The organism is Vibrio atypicus (genome assembly GCF_009811315.1).
In the GTDB taxonomy this organism is placed as follows: domain Bacteria; phylum Pseudomonadota; class Gammaproteobacteria; order Enterobacterales; family Vibrionaceae; genus Vibrio; species Vibrio atypicus.
In genome coordinates, this window is the sequence record NZ_BLID01000001.1 from 388,258 (window position 1) to 414,403 (window position 26,146).

Sequence of the window (26,146 nt, forward strand, 5' to 3'; positions counted from 1 at the left end):
GACTATGCTTCCTTCTGGTTCGGTGATTTACATAAACGGTCAAGAATAATCGCGACGAGTACAATCGCCAGACCCGCTTCAAAACCTTGAGAGATATTAACTGTGTTCAACGCGCGAACCACTGGCTTACCTAAACCATCGGCACCAACCAGGGCAGCAATCACCACCATAGAAAGAGACAACATAATACATTGTGTTACACCCGCCATAATGCTTGGCATCGCCGCAGGAAGCTCTACTTTATAGAGCAGCTTCATACGAGTTGCACCAAAGGCTTTACCCGCTTCGACTAGCTCTTCCGGTACTTTGGTAATTCCGAGATAAGTTAAACGAATCGGCGCGGCAATGGCGAAGATAATGGTAGAAATTAATCCCGGTACAATCCCTAACCCAAATAAGACAAGCGTAGGGATCAAGTAGACAAAAGTCGGTACGGTTTGCATCAAATCTAAGATAGGTCGGAGCAAGGTATACAACCAAGGACGATGGGCCGCCATAATGCCCACTGGAACGCCAATTAATACAGAAATCGTTGTCGCGGCGAAAACCAAAACAAAGGTTTCTAGCATTTCTTGCCAGTAGCCAAGATTTAAAATAGTAAGCAAAGCGCCAATAATAAACAGCACCAATGGGATACTACGATGCAAGTACCATGCGATAGCTGCAGTAATCACAATTGGCATAGCCGGTGGCATCCACTTAAAAATATCTACAACAAATAGAATAATGGTCTCAAGGAAGATAGAGATAGCATCAAACAAACCAGCAGCATTGTCTGTTAACCAATCCACACCAGATTCCATCCATTCACCCAGTGGGATTTTGTTGTCAGTAATAAAATTCACAATATACCTTTGTGTTAATCATCTAGATGATCATGGGTGGGTTATTCACCCACCCAATCTGATTAAGCTTTTGAGTTGATGTAGCTTTGAACTGCTTCTGTCGCGCTTTCACCCTTTAAGGTCTTCACACCGTTTAACCAGTTTTCAACTTGCTCCGGATTCGCCTTCATCCACTCTTGAGCTGCTTTCGCTGGTTTAACTTTTTGGTTTAAGATCGCTTCCATTAACTGGTTTTCCATCTCTAAGCTAAACTCTAGATTTTGCAGAAGTTGACCTACGTTTTTACATTCACTCAGGTAGTTCTGACGCACGTTAGTGTACACATTTGCGCCCCCGTAATTAGGGCCAAAGTAATCATCACCACCGTCTAGGTATTCCATCTCAACGTTGCTGTTCATTGGGTGTGGGGCCCAGCCTAGGTAAACGATCCACTGATCGCGGCGTGCTGCACGAGTCACTTGCGACACCATGCCAGCTTCACTTGATTCCACTAGACTAAAGTTTTTAAGACCAAACGCATCACTGTCGATCATCGACTGGATCAAGCGGTTACCATCGTTACCCGGCTCGATGCCGTAAATGCGGTCACGGAATTTATCCGCATGCTTTGCAAGATCAGCAAAGCTTTTCACACCAGCGTCATAAACATACTTTGGCACAGCAAGTGTGTACTTTGCGCCTTCTAGATTGGCACGAACCGTTTCAACACTGCCTGCTTCACGGTATTTAGCGATATCTCCCTCCATCGTTGGCATCCAGTTACCAAGGAAGATATCGATATCACCGTTGGCCATTGATGAATAAGTCACTGGCACTGACAGCAGATCCGTTTTGGTTTTGTAACCCATACCTTTAAGTAGCTCGCTAGTCACAGCCGTCGTTGCTGTAATATCAGTCCAACCCACATCGGCAAAACGCACGGTTTCACACTGGTTAGCATAGACATTCATTGCAAACGTACTTAAAGCAAGAGTTGAAAGTGTTTTTGTCATCATAGACATAGTGTTTTCCTTGTAATGATTACTGACTTTATTAGAGTTAATCTAATTCTCTTCTCGGAGAGTTAATTCGTTGTTTGTTTTGCCATTCCGGTGCAATCCATACTGATACATCTTGCTCGGCAAGAAGTCCCTTATCTAAGATCATGTCAGCCGCGCGCTCTGCGACCATGATCGTGGGTGCATTCAGGTTACCGTTTGGAATCGTTGGAAAGATGGATGAATCAACCACTCGCAAGCCAGCAATGCCTCGCACACGGCACGAATCATCGAGTACTGCCATCGCGTCATCGTCTGCACCCATTTTGCAGGTACATGAAGGGTGGTATGCGCTTTCGACATTCTGTTTTACCCACTCATCAATCGCTTCATCACTGGTAATTGCGATACCCGGCTGAATCTCTTCGCCCCGAAAATCATCCATTGCGGGTTGCATCAAAATCTCTCGGGTTAAACGAATACAATCGCGCCAATCTTGTCGATCTTGTTCGGTGGAAATGTAATTGAATTCAATCTTTGGTTTGTTTAGTGGATCCGCAGAGGTGATTGCAACGCTACCTCGGCTTTCAGGTTTATTGGGGCCAACATGCACTTGGAAACCATGCCCATCAAAGGCAGCTTGGCCGTCATAACGCATTGCCGCCGGCAAGAAATGGTATTGGATATTTGGCCATTTCAGCCCTTCACGAGAGCGAATAAATGCGCAAGACTCAAAATGATTTGTCGCTCCTAGCCCTTTTCGAGTCAAGATCCACTCAGTACCAATTAAACCTTTACTCACTAACCCCAACTTACTGTTTAAAGTAATAGGCTTCGAACAGTGGTATTGGAAATAAACTTCCAGGTGATCCTGAAGGTTTTGGCCGACACCAGGTAAGTCATGTTTCACTAACACTCCGGCTTGCTCCAGAACCGCTTTAGGTCCAATGCCAGACAGTTGAAGTAATTGCGGCGATCCAATTGAGCCCGCACTTGAGATGACTTCTTTCTTTGCCAACGCCTTAAACACTTTGCCCGACTTTTGATATTCAATACCCGTTGCTTGAACGCCATCTAACAAAATTTTGCGCGCAACAACACCTTTAATAAGAGTCAGGTTTGAACGCTTTAGAGCACGCCTTAAGTAAGCGTTAGAGGTTGAAGCACGTACCCCTTTATCCACCGTCATGTGCATTGGGCCGAAGCCTTCTTGCTGATAACCGTTGTAATCTTCTGTTTCCGGGTAGCCCGCTTCTTTACCTGCATCAATAAACGCTTGGTAAAGAGGGTTACGCTTCATATCGTTTCCATTGCAGGTTCCGACAGGGCCATCACCACCACGGTACTCATCTTCGCCACCAATCCATGATTCTGCGCGGCGGAAATAAGGTAAACAGGCTGCATAGTTCCAACCATGCGCGCCTTGCTGCTCCCATTCATCAAAATCACAAGCGTGACCACGAACGTAAACCATGCCATTGATTGATGAACTCCCCCCCAAGACCTTACCGCGCGGGCAATGCAGTTTACGCCCATCAAGCCCTTGCTCTTGCTGAGTTTCAAATTGCCACGCATAGCGCTCACTGTTCATTGGGTAAGAAAGTGCGGTAGGCATTTGTATAAAAATACTCTTATCCGTACCACCAGCCTCAAGCAGTAAGACTTGGTATTCGCCACTCTCTGACAAGCGATCCGCCAACACACAGCCGGCCGAACCCGCGCCGACGATAATATAATCGTAGCGTTGTTCCATATTCGTTCTCCGTGAAATCAGTGGTTAAGCGTAAGGACTGGCGTAATCGCCAAGCTCAATTAAAATACTTTTCGTCTGAGTGTAATGACGCAAAGTTTCCGGGCCATTCTCACGGCCTATGCCTGAATGCTTATACCCACCTACTGGCATTTCAGCCGGTGAGTCGCCCCAGGTATTTACCCAGCAGATCCCAGCTTCGAGCTGATGAACAACTCGGTGAGCTCGCGCAAGGTTTTGCGTAAACAAACCAGCGGCTAGACCATAGTCGGTATCATTCGCGCGCTGGATAACGTCTTGCTCATCACTGAAGGTCAGCACAGACATAACAGGGCCGAAAATCTCTTGCTGAACATGGACCATGTTATCGTCACAATTGACGAATACTGTCGGAACAACAAAGTTACCGTTAGCTAAGCCATTTTCCGTGACCTGATAACCACCAGTGAGCAGCTCTGCACCGCTTTGCTTAGCACTTTCAATGGCAGCGAGCACCTTGCTCATGTGATCTTTCGAAATCAAAGCGCCAATTTGTGTTTCCATGTCCATAGGATCGCCAACAATCAGTTTCTCAGTGCGGGTTTTAAGCTGAGCAATAAATTGAGGGTAGATAGATTCATGAACAAACACTCGAGTACCGTTGGTACACACCTCACCTTGAGTATAGAAGTTGGCCACCATCGCTGCCGACACTGCGTCATCCAACTTCGCATCATCAAATACGATCATTGGTGATTTACCACCAAGCTCCATCGTGACTTGTTTCAGAGTACGTGCACTGTCTGCCATAACTTGCTTGCCGGTACCGGATTCACCAGTAAATGACACTTTCGCAATGGCTGGGTGAGCCGTAAGCATTTGGCCAACACGATGATCACCTTGTACCACATTGAATACCCCATCAGGTAAACCTGCTTCGGTGAAGATCTCAGCCAGCTTAAGCGCTGTCAGCGGTGTTTCTTCTGATGGTTTAAAAATCATGACGTTACCCGCAGCCAGTGCAGGAGCAGATTTCCACATCGCAATTTGAATTGGGTAGTTCCATGCACCTATACCCGCACAAATACCTAACGGTTCACGACGCGTATAGAAAAATTGAGATTCACTCAATGGTTGCTGCTCACCTTGCATCGCGGGAGCAAGTCCGGCGTAATACTCGATAACATCTGCACCAGAGGCGACATCAACTTCAATCGCTTCTTGGAGTGGTTTTCCTGTATCCGTTACTTCTAGCGCCGCCAACTCATCATTGCGCTCACGTAGCAAAGCAACCGCTTTAAGTAATATTCGGCTACGCTCTGTTGGGCTCATCGCCGACCAAGTCGCAAATCCACGCTTTGCCGATTCAATCGCCAACTCAAGATCTTGCTGACTTGCTTGGCCGATCTGAGCAATGGCTTCTCCATTAGCAGGATTGTAGGTAGTAAAGCTCTCGCCTGATGTTGAGAATTGCGCTTTACCGTCAATAAATAGTGATTTCATATCCATGTGAGCATCTGACTTCATTGTTATTTTTTAGAGTAAAAAGTGAGTTGTTTATCGAGATAATCATTGATGATGTAACGTGCTTTTGTTGCATCAATGCCTGACGGGTTGAGCGTTCCGCGCAGCCAAATACCATCGATAAGAGAAGCAATACCAAACGCCACAACTTCGGCTTGCTCTGAATGAAGCAACCCCTTTAGTTCGATTTTTAAATGAGACAACAAACGCTTTTCATTCACGGTTTGGAGTCTTTTTAATTGTGGGTCATGCATTGAGTAGGACCAAAACGCCAACCAAGTCTTCGCCACCATATTTTCAGCTTGAAAACCGACAAAATTGCCATCAACGATTGCGTTAATACGTTGCAGGTGCGCATCTTTTGGGAGCTCACTAAGACGAGTCGTGATCGTGGATGATAACTGACGAAGGATCTCACGCATCGTTTCTTCTAAAAGACCATGTTTACCACCAAAATAGTGGTTAATGATCCCTGTAGAAACGCCCGCTTCTTTGCTGATCAGCGAAATACTCGCCGCATGCAAACCGACTCTATCAATCACAGCCATTGTTGCCTGCACAAGTTGCGGTTTCCTGATTTCAGGCATACCAACTTTAGGCATGTTTAAGTCCTTTTATTTTTAATTGAACGGTTAGTTAAATATAAAATGCCTTAAAACTCATTTGTACTCAAATAATTTATTTATAAAAAAGGAGAAATTAGCACAATATCTTGCAAATCATCATTGGTGTACAAACCAATAACCCTAAAAACCCAACAGTGTTAACACTCTATTTACACCCACAGGAGCACTCTAATAAATCAATAAAATTCAATATCTTAAATAATATCCTTATTAATACCAAAACCCAAACCACCAGCCAAAGAAGCGTTAAATTGGCATATAAATCAGTTCAGCAGGATCCACCAAACAAAAAATTAGTTAGAGCACTAATTATTTTCATTCGAAACAAAATAACACCCTGTAATTTACGTTCACCCACAAAGCGCACCTTGAGATGAAAACAAAATATTATCAATTATATAATTTATGATAATTTAACTTTATTCAAAAACGCTCGTAAACTCTCTTCCATCGAAACAGAACACGAATTAGTCATCACAGTTTTTGGAGCAGAATTATGAAAATGAATCACGTAGGCATCATGGTTGGCGATATGGATAAAGCAGTAGAGTTCTACACTAAAGCGCTTGGCCTTCGCATCGTAATGAACAACACAAAAGTCGTCGAAGAGCGCGAATCAGCGATCGGTCGTATGTGTATCGCGGTATTTGGCGAGGGCTTTAAAGGCTTCAACATCGCTCACCTTGTGACCAGCGACGGTATTGGTGTTGAACTGTTCGAAATGAAAGAGCGTCAAGAACGCCATGAAGTCGACTTCTCTCGCCTAGGCATCTTCCATTTCTGTCTGCAATTACCAAAAGAGCAGTTTGATTCGGCGATTCAGCGCGTAGAAGAGTTTGGCGGTAAGGTTCGCATGGACATTATGCGCTACCACCCAGAAGATGAATTAAAACAAGCACAAATGGTTTACCTCGAAGACCCGTTTGGTAACTTATTTGAGTTCTACTCACATACTTACGAAGATACTTACGCTTCAGATTACGAATAACAAACAGCTTAAGACAACCCCGTTGGCGCGTTTTCCCAAACGCAAAAAGCCACCTCTATATCCTAGAGGTGGCTTTTTTACAGCTGTATTTTACTTTTACCGAAGTAAATTCATTTGCGTTATAGCGCTCTCGTACGACTTGGTAAGAAAACTTCGCCTAACATGCAGCGAACGCTACCACCGCCAATATTCTCGATGGTTTGTACATTAAATGGCAGCAAACGACCATGACTTGATAGTTGAACTCGCTGCGCAGGAGAAAAGGCATCATACGCTGATTGAGACATCGCAATCACTTTCTCGCCATTCACTGTTTCTAGTTGAAGAATGTTGCCACAAAACTGGTTCATCTGTTCCAGAGAAATGGAGATCACTTGCTTATCTTTCGCTAGAGATTTGATCACAAATCGACGTTCAAATTCTGGGATCACTTCATCACAGATAACACAGAAATTTTCACCAATCGCCATCATCACATTAGTATGGTAAATCGGCTTCCCTGATGGTAAAGCTGTTTGGAATGACACTACACGCTCATAGCCAATACGCTCGGCATAATCTTCCAAGACTTCACGATCACAACGCTGAGAGAGCGCCGCATAGATAGTGCGATTTGGGTGATCCATCACCATCACACCTGTGCTTTCTAGATGCGCATCAATATCTAAATACGATGTGAGTGAATCTAATGATTTAACCTGTCGGCCCGCGAATTCAAGTGTTTCTCTCAAAGCATCGGGTTTTACTTCTTGTTGGCGATTATTACAAGCCATAGGGAACGTGTACAGCTCACCTGCTAGTGTTGTACTGAACCAGTTATTTGGGAATACCGCGTCTGGCGTTTCCACTTCTCCTAGCGGGTAATCAAATACCACAACCTGAACACCTGCTTGGCGCAATTCATCAACCATAGTGCCAAACTCTTGCATCGCGTTACGGCGAATCTCTTCGTTCGACTCTTTTACTTGATGCTGAAATTCGTTGTCTTTGGCAGTTTCAGCGTTAAAGGCGAATTCTTTTGGCGGTACCATCACTACGCAGTTGGCGTTTTGTACCGTTGCTTGTTGTTTTTGTAGTAGGGCTTGCTGTTTCAACATCGTGACAAACTCACTTTTTCTCACTTAATGAAGCCAATTGTAGACATAATGTTAAATCAACATTTACTGAAGTTACCTATAAAACACATCAGAATTCAGTAATGGTTACTGCAAAAAGCTAAATATGCAGCCCTTTTTATTGACACCATCTCCATTTACCTTAAGTGCGTGGATAATATGCAAAATTAAGAATATTCCACTAGTTACATTCTTATTACGAAAAGTATACCATTGCAAAGCCTTCCCAACTTATGGACGAACACACTCGTCGTAACGACATTCTCTGTGTCTTTTTGTGCGTTTAGGAAACATGTATGTTTAAAAAATTTGAAGGATTTACCAAACCCTTCCCTGATGAGGAGCCAAGTCAGCCACCTAGTGGTATTTTTGCTTTTTGTCGATATTACACCCGTGGATATGAAGTCCCGCTGATCATTATGTCTATCATGGCAACCATTGTAGCGATCGTTGAAGTATCACTATTTGGTGCGATGGGTAACTTAGTAGATTGGCTATCTACCAGTAACCCTGAAACATTTTGGCAAGATAATAAGAGCGAGCTCATCTTCTACAGCGTACTTTTGCTCGTCATCATGCCTGTGTTAGTGATTGGTTACTCGTTGCTGATTCACCAAACCTTACTCGGCAACTACCCGATGTCGATCCGTTGGCTCGCGCACCGCTACTTACTCAAGCAAAGCTTAAACTTTTACCAAGATGACTTTGCTGGGCGCGTTGCAACGAAAGTAATGCAAACCTCACTGGCGGTAAGAGAAACCGTAATGAAGACAATGGATGTATTTGTCTATGTCTCGGTCTACTTTACCTCAATGATTGTGTTACTCGCTCAGGCAGATTGGCGTTTGATGATCCCAATGCTCATTTGGTTAGCTTGCTATATCGGAATTCAGATTTACTTTGTTCCCAAGCTAAAAAGTGTTGCTTCGGAGCAAGCTGATGCCCGTTCAACCATGACTGGTCGCATTGTAGATAGCTACACCAATATCGCGACGGTAAAACTGTTTTCACACAGTAAACGAGAAACTGAGTATGCAGAAACAGGCATGCGTGGCTTCTTAGGCACGGTTTACAAACAGATGCGTCTTGTGACAGGCTTTGATGTGGCGGTGGAAATTACCAATTACTTATTGGTGTTTTCAATTGCCGCGCTTTCTATCTTCTTGTGGATGGACAATTCGATCAGTATCGGGGCGATTGCAATCGCGATTGCGTTGGCGCTTCGTATTAATGGTATGTCGATGTGGATCATGTGGGAAGTTGGCTCTCTATTTGAGAACATGGGCACCGTCGTCGATGGTATGAAAACTCTCTCAAAACCCATTGATATTCAAGACAAGCCTGATGCAAAACCAATTGTTGTATCAGAAGGTGGGATTGAATTTGATAACGTCAGCTTCCACTATGGCGACAAAACCAAAGGGGTGATCAGCAACCTCAACCTTAATATTAAGCCGGGAGAAAAAGTCGGCTTAGTGGGTCGCTCTGGCGCAGGCAAATCGACACTAGTGAATCTACTTTTGCGCTTCCACGATGTTGAAAGCGGTAAAATCAAGATTGATGGGCAAGTCATCTCTGATGTCACGCAGGACTCGCTACGTGCGGAGATCGGCATGGTGACTCAGGATACGTCACTTTTGCATCGCTCAATTCGCGATAACATCTTATATGGTAATCCGGATGCCAGCGAAGAAGACCTACTAAGAGCAACCAAGCAGGCACATGCCCACGAGTTTGTTGAAACCCTTACAGACCCATTTGGCAATGTCGGCTATGACGCTCAAGTTGGTGAGCGAGGAGTCAAACTCTCTGGTGGTCAACGTCAGCGAATTGCAATCTCTCGTGTGCTACTTAAAGATGCGCCGCTGCTGATCCTTGATGAAGCGACCTCTGCGCTTGATTCGGAAGTCGAAGCTGCAATTCAAGAAAGCCTCAATGAGCTCATGCAAGGTAAGACCGTGATTGCTATTGCGCACCGCTTATCCACCATTGCAGCAATGGATCGTCTGATTGTATTGGACAAAGGTGAAGTGGTTGAGCAAGGGACTCACCAAGAGCTCATCCAACGTAATGGTATCTACGCGCAGCTATGGTCACACCAAACGGGTGGCTTTATCGGCGACGATGAAGACCAAAAGCAGAGTGCATAAAAGCGATTATTATCTCTCAATCAAAAAAGGAAGCTTCGGCTTCCTTTTTTATTTCTAATCGCTCAATCGACAAAATGGGATTGATAATATTTAGGTGTTACTGCAATGCGTTTTTTGAACTGGCGCTGAAAGTGCGCTTGATCCGAAAAGCCAAGCTCATAAGCCACCTGAGAAATTTCAGCTCCAGACTTCAGCATCACCTTAGCTCGCTTGATCTTTTCATCCATCAAATAAGCATGCGGCGGCAAACCAAATTGATTTTTAAAAGCTCGGAGTAATTGGTAACGACTCATTCCAGCCTCTTCTGCTAACTCATCAAGGTGATGTAAGTGAGCGACTTCATCAAGCAGTCGTTCTTGCACGCGGCGCAGCGATTCAATAGGTTGACGGCGAGGTACTGTTTTTTCTGATTGCCCCAGCGACGCTTCAATAAAATCATACAAACACGCCTGAACTTGAAGTGAACTAGATTCACTTTGTAGGGCATTAAACAGCGCCAAGTAACGACTTTTAATTTGCGGGTTTTGCTCAAAATCAGCCTTAAATGGCGTGTAGTCGAGAGAGTAACCAGGTTTAGCGATTTCTAGTACGTCTTGCTGTACGGCCCCCATACGATCGGCCTCAACAAAAAGCATGCTATAAGACCAAGTCCCAGCCTCAGGGTTACATGAATGCACATCAGCGGGGTTGATCGTGACAATATCGCCTTTGCCAATCGTATGGCTGCGATGTCGATTATGATACTGAGCACGGCCTTGCTGAATAATGCCAAAAGAGAACTCATCATGGGAATGCGCGCCGTAACAAGCCGTACTTTGATTGGCGACCCGCAGCTCAACCCAAGGCAAGACGGTACTTTGTTTGAAGCTGGCACTCTTGTCCTTTTTCATCCTTAGTTCCTTCTCCTTTATTCAGCGCATCCTAACGCTATAGCCAAATCATGCTAACAGATATGATAAGAATGATCGCCATGGTTCGATTAAAAAGGCGTTGCTTCACAGGTTGTGATAAATAGGTCGCAAACAATCGACCAAGCAGTGCCCAAACACCGACACCAACTAAGCAAGCAATTAAAGATACCGTGGTAAAGATCCAAAGCCATTTTTGCTGCTCGAGTTGACCAACCACATACAGGCTCACTCCCGACATGGCGACGAGCCAAGCTTTAGGATTAAGAACTTGAGTCAACGAACCACTCAACCAACCTGAAGTACCGCTACCTTCAATCGATAAAGCTTCGACTGGCGCAAAATAGATTTTGTAAGCGAGGTAGATTAAAAAGCCTGAGCCGACAAGCTGCATTCCCCTTTCTAATAACGGAAGCCAATGGGTTAAGCTCGCTAATACGCTCCCAGATACAAACACCACCAAAGCGTATGCCACTGAAGCGCCAACCACATGTTTGAATGCTTCTCCGCTGCCATTCTGCACCGCTGTAGAAGTCGCCAGAATGTTCACGGGCCCAGGAGTCACGGCCCCCACAAAAGCAAATGCGATCATTGCAATCAAAATACTATCCATAAAAAATCCTCACTTTTTAGCAAGGCTAATGCATTCTAAAGCACGCTTATTGAACGATATTGCGCGAAAGTGACGAAAGAGCATTACGACAAGACATAAAAAAGCCGCCAGAGTTAGGCGGCTGTGCAAAGATTGCTTCGGGCAGTGGATGAAGCGAAAGCGCACGGATATTGGCTTTTTGACCTTAGTAAGTTTCAAAAACGCCAGAGTTGTAGTCACTGATGGTTTGCTCAATTTCAGCCATGGTGTTCATCACGAATGGACCATAGTGGACAACGGGCTCGTCAATTGGCTCCCCCATAAACAGCAACGCGCCGCTGTTTTGGTTTGATGCTAATTGCACTAGCTCTCCTTTCGATAGCAACACCATTTCACCTTGTGTTACCTCGATATCACCCACAGTCACGCCACCTTGGTAAACAAACAGCATCATATTGAAATGCTCTGGTATACCAATTGAGGTTTGCTGACCACTCACCGCTCGCCAATCGGCAACAGTCAGAGGAACGCCCGTTTTGTCTAGTGGCCCTTGAATCAATTCACCTTCAACGATCAGATCTCCCGCCAAAACTCGATGCAAACCATGTGTTGCACTGTTTCGTTCAGCAATCGTCTCAGATTGAAAATCAAAATACTGTGCTGGTTTCATCTTGTCGCGTGCAGGCTGATTAATCCAAATTTGGAAGCCATGTAGATCGCCCTCTTCCATGATTGGCATTTCACTGTGAATAACACCTCGACCCGCCGCCATCCACTGAGCTCCACCAGATTTTAACTCGCCCACATTCCCCATGTGATCGCGGTGTTGAAAATGGCCCTTCATCATATAGGTGAGGGTTTCAATACCGCGGTGCGGATGCGGAGGAAAACCACCAACATAGTCGGAGTGTTGATCAGATTTAAGCTCATCGACCATTAAAAACGGCGAAAAGCTTTTATTGTTAAAGCCTGCGACACGAGAGATTTTCACACCATCGCCATCGGATGTCGCATGGGCTTTGATACGTTGAATTATTTGTCTTTGCTTGCTCATCATTCTTCTCCCTCTCACTAATAGACTCAGTGTATCTGGCTAGGATTCAAATGTGAGCGGAGGGATTAGAGCCACTTATTCAAAAAAATTGAACAAAGCTAATTAGGTGTATTCTCGTTCTAGCGCCTTTAAACTCGCAGGAACAATTAACTTATGCATTGGTGCGACAAACAGCATGTAAACACGACCAAGCCAGTTTTTGACATGTACCGCAGTCGTCACATGTAGTGTGACTTGTTCACCATGAGGAACAAGTAAAAAAGATAAGCGAACGTTTAGATGCTTGTCGCAATCTTCTGCTAGTACTTCATTGGGCGTGAGCTTCACCAACGTAAAAATACCAATCCGATCACCCGGTTTACAGCTCGCTTCATCAAGATTAGCGGTTAACTCACTCATGGTGCCAAGGTTTTTCAGACCAAATAGAGAGACGATACGATTCCGCAAAGCCATCAATCGATTAACCCAATCAGGCGAGCTTTTCATGAGCGACAAGTAAACATCAAATGCCGACTGCTGACGATTTGGAAGTGTGACTGAAAAGCTATCAGCAAAACTTGCGTTGTCTAAGTAAGGTTCAATAAGTGACTGTTCAGAAATTTCCATGGTTGCCCCACCCTGTTACACATAAAACTCACACTACTAGACATTACAGGTATTGAATACCTTTTTAATATTCAATACCTTGGCTTTCTTATTTTAGAGGCTAAGTTAGCGAATGGTTTCTTGCCAGTAATTGTACAACGAGACGATATCCGCAGAACAAAGATGGCGCATCGCCCCTTTTAGCTGTTCATCAGACCAATACCACCACTGCATTTCAAGCAGCATTTCAATCTGCTCCGCGGAGAAACGAGACTTGATATGTCTAGCCGGGTTAGAGCCGACGACTTCATAAGGTGCGACATCTTTGGTGACGACTGCACGACTCGCAATCACAGCGCCATCACCAATTTTCACGCCTGCCATGATCATCGCTTCTGAACCAATCCAAACATCGTTACCTATGACGGTATCCCCCATTCGGCAAAACCCATCTTGCGCATCGGCGAAGTTTTCATTGTCTTGGTAGAAGAAAGGGAAAGTGCTCACCCAGTCCGTTCGATGGCCTTGGTTACCCGCCATCATGAACACCGCACCCGAACCAATTGAGCAAAAATTGCCAATAACGAGTTTATCCACATCATCCCGTTCTGGGTTCAAATAACGGGCACAATCATCGAAACCATGACCGTGATAGTAACCAGAGTAGTAGCTGTGACGGCCAACAATAATGTTAGGATTCGTCACTTGCTGTTGCAGAGGCTTACCTGCAAATGGAGATTCAAAGTAATTCATAATTTCATTCTTTTCGTTTTTATGAGTTTAATTTCAGCGATCACCCGCAGTACGAGCATAAGACAAAACATGATGACGGTCACTCTGAAATCAGCCGCTGCCTATCCAGCCCTCACAAACTCACGCCAACGTTGGTATCTGTCTAGCAAAACGCTAATATACGGCATCACTCACGTCACGGATGTACAAAAACAACATGAACGCTCAACCATTTATTGATACTGGAGTTAAATTCACTCCTCACTATTTCCAAGTGCCATTGGATTACGCCACCCCAGAAAAAGGTTCAATTGAAGTATTTGCACGAGAGCTATCACTTGTCTCTGACGGCGAAAGCGAAAAGCCGTTTTTGGTCTATTTCCAAGGCGGTCCAGGGTTCCCCTCACCTCGTCAAAACGGTTTCAATGGCTGGGTAAAGCGTGTCATGCAGCAGTACCGAGTGTTACTGCTCGATCAACGTGGTACTGGCAACAGCTCAGTAATCAGCCATCAAACACTGGCTCATTTGACTCCTAGCGAACAAGCGGATTATCTGACTCATTTCCGTGCAGATAATATTGTGCGTGATGCCGAGTTCATTCGTGAAAAATTGGGCGTAGAAAAGTGGTCTATCTTAGGCCAAAGCTTTGGTGGTTTTTGTTCTCTGACCTATTTATCGCTGTTTCCTGAAAGCTTGTCACGCAGTTACATTACCGGTGGTGTACCTTCAATTTCTCGCCACCCTGATGACGTTTATCAAGCGACATTCAAACGCACCATGGAAAAGAACCAAGCCTTCTTCCAGCAGTTCCCACAAGCGCAAGAACTTTGTCAACACATTGCAGACCACTTATTAGAGAACGAAGAGTTTTTGCCTAACGGTCAACGATTAACCGTGGAGCAGTTCCAACAAATTGGCATCAACTTCGGCATGAGCGATACCTTCCTGCCAACTTACTATTTATTGGAAAACGCGTTGGTTGAGATCAATGGTAAGCCTCAGTTGCGCTACGAATTCCTAAACAGCATGTTGATGGAGCAAGGCTTTCAAACTAACCCGATTTACGCCATCCTGCACGAGTCCATTTACTGCCAAGGTTTTGCTTCTAACTGGAGCGCGCATCGCGTTAGGCAGACCAGAGAAGAATTTAACTATCAACCTGGACAGCCGTTCTACTTTACCGGTGAGATGGTATTCCCATGGATGTTTGACCAATATGTCTGTCTTAAGCCACTCAAAGAAGCTGCCGAGTTATTAGCAGAAAAAGAGGATTGGACGCCGCTGTACAACGCAGAGCAACTTGCCAACAACAAGGTTCCGGTGAGCTGCGCAGTGTATGCTGATGATATGTTTGTGGAGATGGATATTAGCCGAGAGACGTTAGCTAACATCCCGAACGCCAAAGCTTGGATCACCAATGAATATGAGCATAACGGCTTACGCGCAGATGGAGAACGAGTGCTCGATAAGTTGATTGCAATGGGCGAGCAAACGGCGGCAACCTTGCTTTAATCAATTAAGCCCCAGAATACTGGGGCTTATTTTTAAACCATAGAATGTAAACCAATCATATTACCTTCAGTATCCGCGACAACAGAAATGAAGCCGTGTGGACCAATTGAAAACTTGTTGTGCGCCACTTGTCCACCCGCATCATTCACTCTCGCTTCTTCTACTGCGCAATCTTGGCAAGAAAAATACACCATGGTGCTATTACCACCTGCGGCTACGCCATCCATTTTAGCTAACGCGCCAGATGCTCCGTATTGTTCCATATTGGAAGGAAAGCCCCACATTTCAATATCAACTTTGGCTTCATCACCTATCCGTTCTAGCGACACACCAAATACTGATTCATAAAATGCTTTGGCTCTTTCCATATCATCAACGTAGATTTCAAACCAACCGACTGGATTTGTCTGCATAACTTGTTCTCCTTTTCTGATTGTCCTACCCAAAACGTTAGACGAACAGAGTCAGATATTCCTGAACAAATCTAGCCTTTTCAAATTTGTCTCACAGTTGAATTACCGAATACGCAGATAGCGGTTTTGAACCATGGTATCTAGGTAAACTTGGCTTTCTATCAATTGGAAATTCAATGGGGCATCCAATGCTCCAAATAACGGTGAGCCGCCGCCTAGTAGAACCGGAATCGTGGTTACCACCAGCTCATCGACTAAGTCTTTCTTCAGACAATGCTGAATGGTCACACCGCCATCAATGTAGATCTCTTGATGGCCTTGTTCATTCATCTGCTGTAAGACCTGCTCTACATCCCCTTTAACGAGTATAATTTTGTCTTCGTATCCTGTTGGCACTTCCATCATAGTATTGCTCAATACATAAACAGGCTTGCTGTAAGGCCAATCAACACCAAAACTAAGCACGACATCTAAGGTATTTCGTCCCATCAGTAGCGCATCCACTCGCTCCATCAAAGGGCCAAAACCAGTATCAACATTGTCTGGGTTTGGCACTGCCATAAGCCAATCAAGGCCACCATCTTTGTCGGCAATATAACCGTCTAAACTGGTTGCGATAAAAACGATATTCGCCATGTGGATGCTCCTTAAAGCTAATTTGGAATTCACTAAAAACTAAGATATCTTAGCGCTCAGCTCATAAACTACAAAGCCTTATATCATGCTGAAGATCTCCAATACCGTGACTATACAAGCCTGGGAAATCCAGCTAACGGCCATTCGTGCCCAAGGTGCTGGCGGCCAAAACGTCAATAAAGTCTCTTCAGCAATCCACCTTCAATTTAGCGTTCCTCATTCAACGCTTCCAGATGTCTATAAGCAGCGGATTCTAGCCCTAAAAGATTCGCGAATCTCGAAAGAAGGCGTCATTACCATCAAAGCTCAGCAGTTCCGTACTCAAGAGCAAAATAGAGAGGATGCCTTAAAGCGATTGGCAGAGCTCATTCAATCAGCCATGGTTGTGCAAAAAAAGCGCCGCGAAACTAAGCCAACAAGAGCTTCAAAAGAGAGACGACTCAAAGGAAAGAATATAAAGTCGCAAACTAAATCATTACGAGGACGCGTGCAGCATTAATCTGCTTTTAATTACGCTATGATATAAACTATCGTGCAAATAAGTGCGTATAAGTATTTGGGCGTGTTGATTAAATTGTTTAGGTACGGAATGCTAAAACATCTTCATAAATGGATTTGGATTGCTCTCATTGCGTCGTTAGCGCTCAATGCTCAGCCGCTAAAATCTTGGCAATTTGAAAGCGACCAAGATGGGATTACCATCTATTCACGAGAACATACCGATGGCTTAGTCGAGATCAAAGCCAAAATGTTTACTCCAACGACTTACGGCGCATTTCTTACCCTGTTAGAAAACAGTGACAATGTTCCGAATTGGATTGATAACGTCAGTCATAGCCGAGTACTTAGCCAATTGTCAGCGACTGAAAACATCGTCTACACTCAATTCTCAGCACCGTGGCCCGCCAAAGATCGAGACATGGTGACCTACTCAAAATATCAGCAAGATGAGCTAGGCTTTACGCTTAACATCCAAGACGCTCCTATCTCAAGCCTCGCGAGCCAAGACGGCTATATTCGAATTACATCCGTTCAAGCGCAGTGGCAACTGCAAAAGCTCAACACGGACACTACCTTAATTGAATACACGGCCTTTGCTGATCCCGGCGGTGCGCTTCCACACTGGTTGATTAATAACTTAGCCAAAGAGAGCGCTAGAAAAACCTTTGAGCAGCTGAGGATTCAACTGCCCAATTATCAGCAAATGCGCCATCCTCAGATTCAAGAATGACGCGATGCTAGTTTTAGCTTAACTGAAGAATAAACACCTGATAGTCAAACTCGCCATTACGACTGTTGAAAGCAGATAACTCGCGCTCAAGATCATTTAGAGCCGCTGAACCGCTGAGTTCCGGTTGCAACTCGGCAAGGGTATCAGCAAGCGGATCGTAGTAGTTGTGCCAAGCTTCATCACTCAAACAAAAGTGATCCAACACCTTAAAACCCGCTTTTTCAGCTAGCGCCAAGCGCGATTTTACGCTCGCCATATCAGGATACTCTTTTGCCCAAAATTGGCGCTGTACTTCACTCGGTTCTTCAACACTCCAAACCAAGTCACTCACAACCAAAATCCCACCCGGCTTAAGCATGCGTCGCCACGCAGATAATGCCTTCTCTACTCCCATGATGTAGGCACTCCCCTCAGCCCACACCGTATCAAAACTTTGTGGTTCAAACGGCAAGTTTGCCATATCAGCACAAACGGGATGAATCTGTTGTTGGAAGCCTTTCTCTGAGACATGCTGCATGAAGTCATCCAGTGCGGATTGTTCATTATCAACCGCAGTAATTTGAATCACGCCATTCTCGGCAAAAAGCAGTGTTGATAAGCCTTTGCCGCAACCTATTTCGAGTAAATGCTGCGGGGTATTTGGCAACAAAGAGAGCGCTTTTAAGGTATCTTTTGAAGAACCAGGCCCCCAACGCTCCAGTTGAGAAAAAACGCGAAAGAAGTCCGCCATATATTGTTCGTGAGTATTCATATCTTTAGATAACCATTTCAGGTGTAATGCCTGCTTTTCATCAAAGCCTTGTTTCTTTAACCACTCTAAATGAGCATCAGGAGCCACCTCATCTAAGCTTTCGTGCCAAGATGCCAGTGACGTCTGTCCTAATAGTGCCGCAAGTAAATGTCGCGATTGCTGCTTCTCTTCGATCTCTTTATCCAGCTGAGCGAGCCTTTGTACCAGCATCTCGCGTTCCACTTTTTCCTCTAGGCACGCTTGGCACTCTTTTAATGTCAATCCGCCCGCTTGGAGTTTTTGGATCAATCGCAATCTCTGCAGGTCATTGTCGCTATAGGTTCGATAGCCATTAGCCAATCGCTGACCTCGGATCAAACCGACCTTTTCATAATAGAGTAACGTTGTTCGAGACAAACCAAGCAACTCACCAAGTTGAGAAATTTTATACAAAGCCTAGCGCCCTTTTTTCAGTGCTCGTGATTGGTGTTGAACTGTGTTGACCATTTTTCCAAACGCTTTATCTTTCGCTCGCTTTTCCGCTAACGTTGCACTGTTAAACGCTTGTTCTCGCATTAACTTTTGGTAACTGTCCAAACGGCGAAGTTCTAATCGCCCTTCTTCAACCGCATTTTGAACAGCGCAGCCGGGTTCAGATTGATGACTGCAATCAGCGAACTTACATTGCTCGGCAAGCTCAGCTATGTCACCAAAAGCTTCGTGGATGCCGTGTTCGCAATCACTCAACTGCAATTCGCGCATCCCTGGGGTATCCATTAGTAATCCACCTTGCGGCAACCACTGTAAAGAACGATACGTAGTGGTATGACGCCCTTTACTATCATCCTCACGTATAGCACCTGTCAGCATCGTTTCACTGCCTTTAAGCCCATTCACTAAGGTTGATTTTCCAACACCCGACGAGCCCAACAACGCCACGGTTTTTCCTGACTGACAATAAACGGATAGCTCTGCAATTTGAGTTTCGTCTGTAGCATTAATCGCATGAACAAGCATAAGCGGATCTAAACGTTGGACTTGCTGACGCAAAGACTCAACATCGTCACATTGATCCGCTTTAGTCAAAACGACAATCGGCTCAACATCCGCCTCTTTCGCTAATGCCAAGTAACGTTCAATTCGATTGAGGTTAAAATCATCGTTCAAAGAGCAAACAATGAATACACTATCAACATTCGCCGCGATCAACTGCGTATCCACCTTAGTGCCCGCCGCTTTGCGATGAAATAGAGATTGACGCTCCAACAGACGTTGAACGCGCAGTCCATCGTCAAAAAGAACCCAATCACCTACACAAACACGCTCACTACTTGGTGTAAGTGTTAACGTCACTTTTCCTTGCTCGCCAATCGCAATCACTTGACTACGATGCTGCTCGACAATGCGCGCTACAGTGAGCGTTTCTAACTCCTCAAGAGAAAGCTGCTGTTGGTAATACGGTCGCCAACCCAGTTGTGGGAGCGAGGGAGTCGATTCAGTCATGATCTAGCCTTACGAGTGTTTACTTTATTCATCTAATATAGAGCATAAACTGTAAAGCTATAGACAGGTCAATCAAAGAAATGAGAATTTTCAGCAAAGATTTGTTGATAAGAGAGTTACCGCAATACCCGCTACCCGCAGTGAAGAAAACAAAGCAGCCGCTGAACGTTCAGCGGCTGTTTTATTGTCGAGGTTACCGAGCATTACTGCACTTTAAATTGCCCCACGACGCTGCTCAGGTTACGAGACGTGTCGCTAAGTTCATTGCTTACCGCTGAGGCTTGCGACGCATTGCCATTCAGAATGTTGATAATATCTTGAATCGCTGCCATGTTGCGGCTCACCTCATCAGTGACCTGACGCTGTTGCTGAGCTGATGTCGAGACATGCGTATTCACGTCATTAATTTCAACCACTGACTCAGTCACATCATTCAAGGAAACCATCACTTGTTGAGTATGTTCTGCTGTCGTTTCACAGCTCTTACGCGTCATATCCATCTCGCTAACAACGCTGTCAGTCGTGTTCTTTAGCTTCTGCAACATATCATTGATTTGCGATGTGCTCTGTTGCGTTCGGCCAGCCAGTGCTCTTACCTCGTCCGCCACCACTGCGAAACCTCGGCCCTGTTCACCAGCACGAGCTGCTTCAATGGCCGCATTCAACGCAAGCAAATTGGTTTGTTCTGCAATATCCCCAATCACTTGCAACACGGTGCTAATTTCTTTGGTGTCCGCATCCATAGTACTGATCGTCGAAGACATAGAGGCAACCTGCTCAACCAAATGGTTCACACTATCAACCGCATTGGTTACCGTCTGCTTAGACTGCTCTGAGTAACGGTTTGCTTGCTCCGTTAGCTGCGCTGCATTTTCAGCGCTTTGAGCAATTGACACAGCACTAGCACTCATTTCTTCAACAGCGGTGATAACTAGCTCCGTCTCTTGGGTATGTTGATTCAGCGTATCTAGATTAGATACCGATTGCTGGCTAATGTTTTGCACCGCAGAATCAATCTCTTTCGAGGACTCTGAAACCTCAATAAACATGCTTTGCAGCTTTTCAATGAACTGGTTAATCGAGCCCGAGATCTCTCCAATCTCATCCTGCTTTTCCACTTTAAGTCGGCGTGTTAAATCACCGTTACCCTGCGCAAGATCCGCCACCAGCTCTTTTAAGCGTAATAATGGTTTAAATGAGTAATGCAGTAGCATCACACTCAGTAGCACAATCGCTAGACCAATCACGGCCAATGCAATCGTCACATTCCAACTCAATGCCGCCGTATTTGCCTGAATATTATCGTTGTCGATATAGCCAGTTAGTGACCAAGTTTGGCTGCCAAGTGGAATCGAGCGACTAATCGGAGTTAGATCGCCTTGCGTCACGTTGGAGAAAATTTTAAGACTTCCCGCAGCCAACTCTGCGTAACTGCCCTCAAAAGCATAAGTTTCGATAACTTTGCCTATCTCACTAAGATTGAGAACAAAGAAATCCACTGAATCATCCAATCGCTTGATTGAAAAAGTAATCACGGGAACATCACCCAACATGGAAACCGGGCTGATTTTCATTTCCTCTCCATGTGATTCAGCCTGAGCAATGTACTGCTCTGCATCTTCATCACTCATGTTGCCACTATCATCAAATGCATAACCATTGACAATTTTTACAATTCGATAGAAACCTGAATTCTCTTTAGTCTCACTGATATCCATCATACTAAAGTTGAGGCTAGTCGCGAGATTGAGCTTGCTTTGAAGGTCTTTTTCTAGCTTCTGCTGAATCAAGTCGATACTGTGAGTAATACTTTGGGTATCAGTACGTTGGATATGATTACTAATAAAGTAATTAACACTGAAATATGAAGAGAGAATGGTGATAAAGATAATAGTTACAATAAGTACAACTATCTTATTCTTGAACGAAATGTTCTTCATAACACTTTACATCCTTAAAAGTGACGATTGAATAAACTTGCATCCTAATTCAATAAAATATCTAGATTTTTGAACATGTTAGATATTATATGGCAACTATGTTAAGCCAGAGCAAACGTTGGCGCAAATGAATAACCTACATTTAACCGTCATAGCTCTCATAAATTGCAAACTGCGCCGCACCTTATAAATAGCAGTGTTCATCTCCCACCCCTTAGAGATCACATTTAATTAACAATTACTCCCTTTCATTGCTTGAACGCTTTAGAATAAAAACTCAATTCAAACCAATCCAAGGAAGATTCATGGAAGATCTACTTAAAGGCTTTCCGGTCGTAACTGAAGTACAAGTCGCGTGGGGAGAAATGGACGCACTGCAACATGTCAATAATGCTGTCTATTTCCGTTACTTCGAAAGTGCTAGGCTAGAATACTTCAAACGTATCAAACTACTGGTTAACATCGCGCAAAGCCAAGTTGGTCCCGTTCTTGGAGAAACGAGTTGTCGCTACAAATTACCTATCACTTACCCAGATACTTTAGTCATTGGGTCAAAGATTATTGATTTGCAAGAAGACCGCTTCACTATGGAGTATCAAATCGTCAGTAAGAAGCTGGGCAAAGTCAGTACGATAGGCAAAGCAACGTGTGTGATGTTTGACTTTAAAAACAACACCAAAACCAATCTCCCTGATGAAGTTAAACAAGCGATACTCGATGTAGAAACGACGATTGAATAACTTGACCTTACCCTAGGGGAAAGCTTTATGATGAAAACAGTCATTTGTTTTCTGGTGCGGTATGAGCTTTTCTCCCATTCGCAAATTTTGGATTACGCTAATCAGTATTCTTGCAATGCTGATGTCTAGCTTTGTATTCAGCGCACCGTTAATGACCTTCCAAATGGCCTCAAACACTCACCAAACCAATATGCAAGCTTATACTCCATGTGGAATGACAGCAAAAGTCGATCATAGCCACCATGAATCTGCTCATGTGGAATCGCAGTCGCAAAGCGCATGTAACGGTGAAAATGATATAGCGCACAACTGTTGTGGCTCGGTGTGCGCATCGGCGGTCGCCCTGTTTACACCATCAGCGCAATCCGTCCACATCGCCTCTTTCTTAGCCTTGATCCATTCAGAGTCTGTCGGTGATACGGTTTACCGCCAAGCCTCGCTCTATCGCCCTCCTATTGCCTAATCCATTACTACATATTCGATCTCAGTAGACCAATCTGAGAGGTAGTTTTACGTGCTTATAGCACCTAACAATGGATTACAATGTGAAAAATATCACAACTATAGCTGTGCTCTCAGTGAGCTCGGCTCTGTGGTCTCTAAGTGCGGCAGCCAAAACCGACATGGTGGCTGTGGAACACTTGGTACCACCAACACTTCCTGAGCTAATTAACTCGGCACTTAGTAACGATGCAACACGTTCGCAGTTTTATGCTCAATCACAAGCAATGCGTGAAACAGGCGTTGCAGCTTCTACACTCATGGATCCCAAAGTAAAAGTTGGCTTTGGCGGGCTACCCGTTGATAGCTTTAAATTCGATGAAGACCCAATGACCAATATATCGGTCGGGTTGATGCAGCAATTTGAACGCGGCTCAACACTAGAACTGCAGCAGCAAAAAGCCAATACCCAAGCAGATGGCATTGCATCTCAGGTACAGACTCGAGAGCTCGACATCATCAATAGCGTTACCCAGCTTTGGGTAGAACTTGGCTATCAGCAAGCTGCACAAAACATTCTTGAACAAAATAAAGTATTGATGACGGAAATGGAGCGCTTTATTCAAACCAATTACTCGATTGGTAAAAGTGAAGCGCAAGACCTACTCAACGCTCAGCTTCAAATCGCAAAATTAGATGACAAACTGCAGGCCAATACTCAGATACAAAGACGAATAGTCTCTCAACTTTCCGAATGGCTCGGCGATGAATGGATTCGCAGCGCACATAAGATCAAGGCAAGCAACACCATTGATTGGAGTAAGCTCGATCAAATCATAGATCCAAGTATGACCCAGCATTACCGAAGATTAAGCCAACATCCGATGATAAAAATGGCAGACATCAGTATTGCAGCGAATCAAACTCAAGTAGAAATAGCAGAGCAAGCATACACTCCGCAATTTGGCGTGGAAGTGATGTACGCCCACCGCCAAGCCAACAACATGATGGGAGAGCCAGCGTCAGATTTAGTGAGTGCTTACCTAACCATGGATATTCCGCTATTCACGGGCAATCGCCAAGATCGAAACTTGGCGGCGGCGCAGCACCAAGTAGGCGCAGCGCAATCACAAAAAGACGCGCTACTCGCTCAAATGAACGCCAAAGTGAATGCACTATTGGTCGACAGAGAAAACCTACAACAGCGTCTAACGCGATACCAAGACACACTTATCCCCCAAGCTGATGCACGGATAAAAGCGGTCGAACGTGGCTATCAAAACAACACCGCACAATTTAACGATGTGATTGCAGCCACCACGGATGAGCTTGCTTTGAGACTGGAGAAAGAACGTCTAACCACAGATTTAAACATCACCAACAGTAACCTAGCTGCGCTATTAAGTGGCTTTGAATACCAAGTGAATAAGCCTCAGCTAGCCACTAACAATAAATAGGGAACACAATGAAATCATTACAAGTTGCAACTCTTGCATTGCTAGTTGGTGGTGCGCTTGGCTTTGGAGCCAATCAATATTTTTATTCGGCGAGCCATGATATGGCGACAATGTCTTCTGCAAGTGCTGCCGATCCAAACGAACCTCTGTACTGGGTCGCTCCGATGGATCCGAACTATCAAAGAGATAAACCAGGAAAGTCACCAATGGGTATGGACCTTATCCCTGTCTATGCTGATGATCTTGCTGGCAAAAATGATAAACCTGGAACAGTAAAAATATCGCCAGAAGTTGAAAACAATCTGGGTGTAAAAACAGAGCAAGTCATACGTGAGCCACTTAGCCCTCGTATCGAAACAGTCGGTTACATCGCTTTCGATGAGAGCCACTTATGGCAAACCAATGTCCGTGTTGCGGGTTGGGTTGAAAAACTCAATATCAATGCTGTCGGAGAAAAAGTCACTAAAGGTGACGTACTTTTTAGCCTTTATTCTCCAGAGCTTGTCAAAGCACAAGAGGAGCTACTCAACGCCTACCGCACAGGACGAAGTGGCTTAGTCAAAGGGGCAACGGAACGCTTAGTCACCTTAGGGGTAGACCGAGCGCAAATCAAAAAGATTAAGCGCAGTGGAAAAGCTTCTCAAACCATTGAGATTAAAGCGCCCGCTGACGGCATCATTGCTACATTAAATGTCAGAGAAGGCGGTTACCTGTCCCCTGCTCAAGCGGTCATTAGTGCAGGTCCATTAGACAATGTTTGGGTCGATGCTGAAGTGTTTGAACGTCAAACCCATTGGATGAAAGCGGGCAGTAACGCAACCATGACGCTTGATGCGATTCCCGGGAATGAGTGGCAAGGCGTCATCGACTACGTTTATCCAATTCTTGACCCGAAAACACGTACTTTACGCGTTCGTTTGAAGTTCCCTAACCCAAATGGTGAGCTCAAACCAAACATGTTTGCCAACATTGCACTGCAACCTGTCAGTGATGAGTCTGTACTTACTATCGCCAAATCGTCCGTGATTCGTTCAGGGGGCATGACCCGTGTTGTGCTTGCTGAAGGGGAAGGTAAATACCGCTCAGCGCGCATTGAAGTAGGCCGTGAAGCAGGCGATCGCATTGAAGTTCTTCAAGGCTTAAACCTAGAAGACAAAGTCGTTACTTCCGCTCACTTTATGCTCGATTCGGAATCTAGCCAATCCGCAGATCTTTCTCGTATCAACGGTATCGAACCACCAGCAGAAACCGTCTGGGCGAAAGGTGAAATCACTGATGTCATGGCCGACCACCGCATGCTGACCATCAACCACCAACCGGTTCCAGAGTGGAATTGGCCGGGCATGGTGATGAACTTTAACCTCGCTGACAACGTCGATATGAACGACCTTAAGAGAGGACAAGCGATTGAGTTTGAAATGCAAAAAACCGAAACCGGTCAGTATGAAGTTGTCGATTTCAAAGCAGACGACAGCGTCGTTGCTGCCGAAGTGTGGGTGACAGGCGACATCACGATGTTGATGGCTGATTTTGGCATGATCACTCTCAAACATTTACCTGTCGCGGAATGGAACTGGCAAGCGGGAGAAATGAACTTCTCCGTCGGCGAAGAGGTTAACTTGTCAGGTTATGAAGAAGGGCAAAAGGTTCGGTTTCTAATTGAAAAACAGGGCTCTGAATACCAATTGAAACAACTTGAATCGGTAGAGGGCTAACT

At 44.9% G+C, this 26,146-nt stretch carries 25 protein-coding genes; 9 read left to right on the top strand and 16 right to left on the bottom strand.

The window, feature by feature from the left end; all coding sequences use genetic code 11:
* Positions 1-2 precede the first annotated feature (2 nt).
* From choW to betI, 5 genes are all read right to left on the bottom strand, one after another.
* Positions 3-845 carry a choline ABC transporter permease subunit gene (gene choW, locus GVO60_RS01705; RefSeq protein ID WP_159650869.1) on the bottom strand — a complete coding sequence of 281 codons (843 nt, stop codon included), beginning with the start codon at positions 843-845 and terminating at the stop codon, positions 3-5.
* A gap of 62 nt (positions 846-907) precedes the next feature.
* Positions 908-1,846 (bottom strand): choline ABC transporter substrate-binding protein, encoded by a 939-nt coding sequence (locus GVO60_RS01710; protein WP_159650870.1) that lies wholly within the window; start codon positions 1,844-1,846, stop codon positions 908-910.
* A 37-nt stretch (positions 1,847-1,883) separates the two neighbouring features.
* Positions 1,884-3,575 (bottom strand): choline dehydrogenase, encoded by a 1,692-nt coding sequence (betA, locus tag GVO60_RS01715; RefSeq protein ID WP_159650871.1) that lies wholly within the window; start codon positions 3,573-3,575, stop codon positions 1,884-1,886.
* Positions 3,576-3,599: 24 nt separating this feature from the next.
* The gene (betB, locus tag GVO60_RS01720; protein ID WP_159650872.1) at positions 3,600-5,060 is read right to left on the bottom strand and encodes a betaine-aldehyde dehydrogenase; all 1,461 of its coding nucleotides are present in this window, start codon (positions 5,058-5,060) and stop codon (positions 3,600-3,602) included.
* A gap of 20 nt (positions 5,061-5,080) precedes the next feature.
* Positions 5,081-5,677 (bottom strand): transcriptional regulator BetI, encoded by a 597-nt coding sequence (gene betI / locus GVO60_RS01725; protein ID WP_159650873.1) that lies wholly within the window; start codon positions 5,675-5,677, stop codon positions 5,081-5,083.
* 520 nt (positions 5,678-6,197) lie between these two features.
* Here betI and GVO60_RS01730 point away from each other — a divergent pair.
* Positions 6,198-6,689 (top strand): VOC family protein, encoded by a 492-nt coding sequence (locus GVO60_RS01730; protein ID WP_159650874.1) that lies wholly within the window; start codon positions 6,198-6,200, stop codon positions 6,687-6,689.
* A gap of 119 nt (positions 6,690-6,808) precedes the next feature.
* Here the strand turns inward: GVO60_RS01730 and GVO60_RS01735 are convergent, their stop codons facing one another.
* On the bottom strand, positions 6,809-7,786 hold the full coding sequence (locus tag GVO60_RS01735; protein ID WP_159650875.1) for an arginine deiminase-related protein: 978 nt from the start codon (positions 7,784-7,786) through the stop codon (positions 6,809-6,811).
* A 314-nt stretch (positions 7,787-8,100) separates the two neighbouring features.
* On the opposite strand from GVO60_RS01735, the gene GVO60_RS01740 reads away from it, so the two are divergent.
* Positions 8,101-9,954 (top strand): ABC transporter ATP-binding protein, encoded by a 1,854-nt coding sequence (locus GVO60_RS01740; protein ID WP_159650876.1) that lies wholly within the window; start codon positions 8,101-8,103, stop codon positions 9,952-9,954.
* A 62-nt stretch (positions 9,955-10,016) separates the two neighbouring features.
* Here the strand turns inward: GVO60_RS01740 and GVO60_RS01745 are convergent, their stop codons facing one another.
* From GVO60_RS01745 to catB, 5 genes are all read right to left on the bottom strand, one after another.
* Positions 10,017-10,844 carry an AraC family transcriptional regulator gene (locus GVO60_RS01745; RefSeq protein WP_159650877.1) on the bottom strand — a complete coding sequence of 276 codons (828 nt, stop codon included), beginning with the start codon at positions 10,842-10,844 and terminating at the stop codon, positions 10,017-10,019.
* Between the two features lie 37 nt (positions 10,845-10,881).
* On the bottom strand, positions 10,882-11,475 hold the full coding sequence (locus GVO60_RS01750) for a LysE family translocator (RefSeq protein WP_159650878.1): 594 nt from the start codon (positions 11,473-11,475) through the stop codon (positions 10,882-10,884).
* A 184-nt stretch (positions 11,476-11,659) separates the two neighbouring features.
* Positions 11,660-12,508, bottom strand: a complete 849-nt coding sequence (locus tag GVO60_RS01755; protein ID WP_159651412.1) for a pirin family protein — start codon at positions 12,506-12,508, stop codon at positions 11,660-11,662.
* Between the two features lie 102 nt (positions 12,509-12,610).
* Positions 12,611-13,114 (bottom strand): DUF2867 domain-containing protein, encoded by a 504-nt coding sequence (locus tag GVO60_RS01760; RefSeq protein WP_159650879.1) that lies wholly within the window; start codon positions 13,112-13,114, stop codon positions 12,611-12,613.
* A 105-nt stretch (positions 13,115-13,219) separates the two neighbouring features.
* Positions 13,220-13,849, bottom strand: coding sequence for a type B chloramphenicol O-acetyltransferase (gene catB, locus GVO60_RS01765; protein WP_371862429.1), 630 nt, complete (start codon positions 13,847-13,849; stop codon positions 13,220-13,222).
* Positions 13,850-14,042: 193 nt separating this feature from the next.
* Here catB and GVO60_RS01770 point away from each other — a divergent pair, with 193 nt between their 5' ends.
* A complete protein-coding gene (locus GVO60_RS01770; protein WP_159650881.1) occupies positions 14,043-15,338 on the top strand; it encodes an alpha/beta fold hydrolase in 1,296 nt (431 codons plus the stop codon).
* Between the two features lie 32 nt (positions 15,339-15,370).
* Here GVO60_RS01770 and GVO60_RS01775 read toward each other — a convergent pair whose 3' ends face one another.
* Positions 15,371-15,751 carry a VOC family protein gene (locus GVO60_RS01775; protein ID WP_159650882.1) on the bottom strand — a complete coding sequence of 127 codons (381 nt, stop codon included), beginning with the start codon at positions 15,749-15,751 and terminating at the stop codon, positions 15,371-15,373.
* A gap of 102 nt (positions 15,752-15,853) precedes the next feature.
* The gene (locus tag GVO60_RS01780; protein WP_159650883.1) at positions 15,854-16,387 is read right to left on the bottom strand and encodes a dihydrofolate reductase family protein; all 534 of its coding nucleotides are present in this window, start codon (positions 16,385-16,387) and stop codon (positions 15,854-15,856) included.
* A gap of 85 nt (positions 16,388-16,472) precedes the next feature.
* On the opposite strand from GVO60_RS01780, the gene arfB reads away from it, so the two are divergent.
* A complete protein-coding gene (gene arfB, locus GVO60_RS01785; RefSeq protein ID WP_159650884.1) occupies positions 16,473-16,886 on the top strand; it encodes an alternative ribosome rescue aminoacyl-tRNA hydrolase ArfB in 414 nt (137 codons plus the stop codon).
* Positions 16,887-16,976: 90 nt separating this feature from the next.
* Positions 16,977-17,618 (top strand): START domain-containing protein, encoded by a 642-nt coding sequence (locus GVO60_RS01790; RefSeq protein WP_159650885.1) that lies wholly within the window; start codon positions 16,977-16,979, stop codon positions 17,616-17,618.
* A 13-nt stretch (positions 17,619-17,631) separates the two neighbouring features.
* Here GVO60_RS01790 and GVO60_RS01795 read toward each other — a convergent pair whose 3' ends face one another.
* The 3 genes from GVO60_RS01795 to GVO60_RS01805 form a co-directional block, all read right to left on the bottom strand.
* Entirely contained in the window at positions 17,632-18,801 is a 1,170-nt protein-coding gene (locus GVO60_RS01795; protein ID WP_159650886.1) for a MerR family transcriptional regulator, read from the bottom strand.
* A gap of 3 nt (positions 18,802-18,804) precedes the next feature.
* Positions 18,805-19,851 (bottom strand): ribosome small subunit-dependent GTPase A, encoded by a 1,047-nt coding sequence (rsgA, locus tag GVO60_RS01800; protein WP_159650887.1) that lies wholly within the window; start codon positions 19,849-19,851, stop codon positions 18,805-18,807.
* A gap of 203 nt (positions 19,852-20,054) precedes the next feature.
* Complete coding sequence (locus GVO60_RS01805) at positions 20,055-21,791, bottom strand: methyl-accepting chemotaxis protein (protein ID WP_159650888.1); 1,737 nt, start codon at positions 21,789-21,791, stop codon at positions 20,055-20,057.
* A 305-nt stretch (positions 21,792-22,096) separates the two neighbouring features.
* Here GVO60_RS01805 and GVO60_RS01810 point away from each other — a divergent pair, with 305 nt between their 5' ends.
* The 4 genes from GVO60_RS01810 to GVO60_RS01825 all read left to right on the top strand — a co-directional run bounded on the left by GVO60_RS01810 (position 22,097) and on the right by GVO60_RS01825 (position 26,144).
* The gene (locus GVO60_RS01810) at positions 22,097-22,531 is read left to right on the top strand and encodes an acyl-CoA thioesterase (protein ID WP_159650889.1); all 435 of its coding nucleotides are present in this window, start codon (positions 22,097-22,099) and stop codon (positions 22,529-22,531) included.
* 61 nt (positions 22,532-22,592) lie between these two features.
* Positions 22,593-22,994, top strand: coding sequence for a hypothetical protein (locus tag GVO60_RS01815; RefSeq protein WP_159650890.1), 402 nt, complete (start codon positions 22,593-22,595; stop codon positions 22,992-22,994).
* Positions 22,995-23,064: 70 nt separating this feature from the next.
* Entirely contained in the window at positions 23,065-24,429 is a 1,365-nt protein-coding gene (locus tag GVO60_RS01820; protein WP_162596522.1) for a TolC family protein, read from the top strand.
* Positions 24,430-24,437: 8 nt separating this feature from the next.
* Positions 24,438-26,144: an efflux RND transporter periplasmic adaptor subunit gene (locus GVO60_RS01825; RefSeq protein WP_159650891.1), complete on the top strand. Its 1,707-nt coding sequence runs from the start codon at positions 24,438-24,440 to the stop codon at positions 26,142-26,144.
* The last annotated feature ends 2 nt before the right edge of the window (positions 26,145-26,146 follow it).

Bases quoted from the DNA above. Each gene is read 5' to 3' on its own strand.
- GVO60_RS01710 (WP_159650870.1), bottom strand. From the start codon at position 1,846: ATGTCTATGATGACAAAAACACTTTCAACTCTTGCTTTAAGTACGTTT.
- betA (WP_159650871.1), bottom strand. From the start codon at position 3,575: ATGGAACAACGCTACGATTATATTATCGTCGGCGCGGGTTCGGCCGGC.
- betB (WP_159650872.1), bottom strand. From the start codon at position 5,060: ATGGATATGAAATCACTATTTATTGACGGTAAAGCGCAATTCTCAACA.
- betI (WP_159650873.1), bottom strand. From the start codon at position 5,677: ATGCCTAAAGTTGGTATGCCTGAAATCAGGAAACCGCAACTTGTGCAG.
- GVO60_RS01730 (WP_159650874.1), top strand. From the start codon at position 6,198: ATGAAAATGAATCACGTAGGCATCATGGTTGGCGATATGGATAAAGCA.
- GVO60_RS01735 (WP_159650875.1), bottom strand. From the start codon at position 7,786: ATGTTGAAACAGCAAGCCCTACTACAAAAACAACAAGCAACGGTACAA.
- GVO60_RS01740 (WP_159650876.1), top strand. From the start codon at position 8,101: ATGTTTAAAAAATTTGAAGGATTTACCAAACCCTTCCCTGATGAGGAG.
- GVO60_RS01745 (WP_159650877.1), bottom strand. From the start codon at position 10,844: ATGAAAAAGGACAAGAGTGCCAGCTTCAAACAAAGTACCGTCTTGCCT.
- GVO60_RS01750 (WP_159650878.1), bottom strand. From the start codon at position 11,475: ATGGATAGTATTTTGATTGCAATGATCGCATTTGCTTTTGTGGGGGCC.
- GVO60_RS01755 (WP_159651412.1), bottom strand. From the start codon at position 12,508: ATGAGCAAGCAAAGACAAATAATTCAACGTATCAAAGCCCATGCGACA.
- GVO60_RS01760 (WP_159650879.1), bottom strand. From the start codon at position 13,114: ATGGAAATTTCTGAACAGTCACTTATTGAACCTTACTTAGACAACGCA.
- GVO60_RS01770 (WP_159650881.1), top strand. From the start codon at position 14,043: ATGAACGCTCAACCATTTATTGATACTGGAGTTAAATTCACTCCTCAC.
- GVO60_RS01775 (WP_159650882.1), bottom strand. From the start codon at position 15,751: ATGCAGACAAATCCAGTCGGTTGGTTTGAAATCTACGTTGATGATATG.
- GVO60_RS01780 (WP_159650883.1), bottom strand. From the start codon at position 16,387: ATGGCGAATATCGTTTTTATCGCAACCAGTTTAGACGGTTATATTGCC.
- arfB (WP_159650884.1), top strand. From the start codon at position 16,473: ATGCTGAAGATCTCCAATACCGTGACTATACAAGCCTGGGAAATCCAG.
- GVO60_RS01790 (WP_159650885.1), top strand. From the start codon at position 16,977: ATGCTAAAACATCTTCATAAATGGATTTGGATTGCTCTCATTGCGTCG.
- rsgA (WP_159650887.1), bottom strand. From the start codon at position 19,851: ATGACTGAATCGACTCCCTCGCTCCCACAACTGGGTTGGCGACCGTAT.
- GVO60_RS01805 (WP_159650888.1), bottom strand. From the start codon at position 21,791: ATGAAGAACATTTCGTTCAAGAATAAGATAGTTGTACTTATTGTAACT.
- GVO60_RS01810 (WP_159650889.1), top strand. From the start codon at position 22,097: ATGGAAGATCTACTTAAAGGCTTTCCGGTCGTAACTGAAGTACAAGTC.
- GVO60_RS01815 (WP_159650890.1), top strand. From the start codon at position 22,593: ATGAGCTTTTCTCCCATTCGCAAATTTTGGATTACGCTAATCAGTATT.
- GVO60_RS01820 (WP_162596522.1), top strand. From the start codon at position 23,065: ATGGATTACAATGTGAAAAATATCACAACTATAGCTGTGCTCTCAGTG.
- GVO60_RS01825 (WP_159650891.1), top strand. From the start codon at position 24,438: ATGAAATCATTACAAGTTGCAACTCTTGCATTGCTAGTTGGTGGTGCG.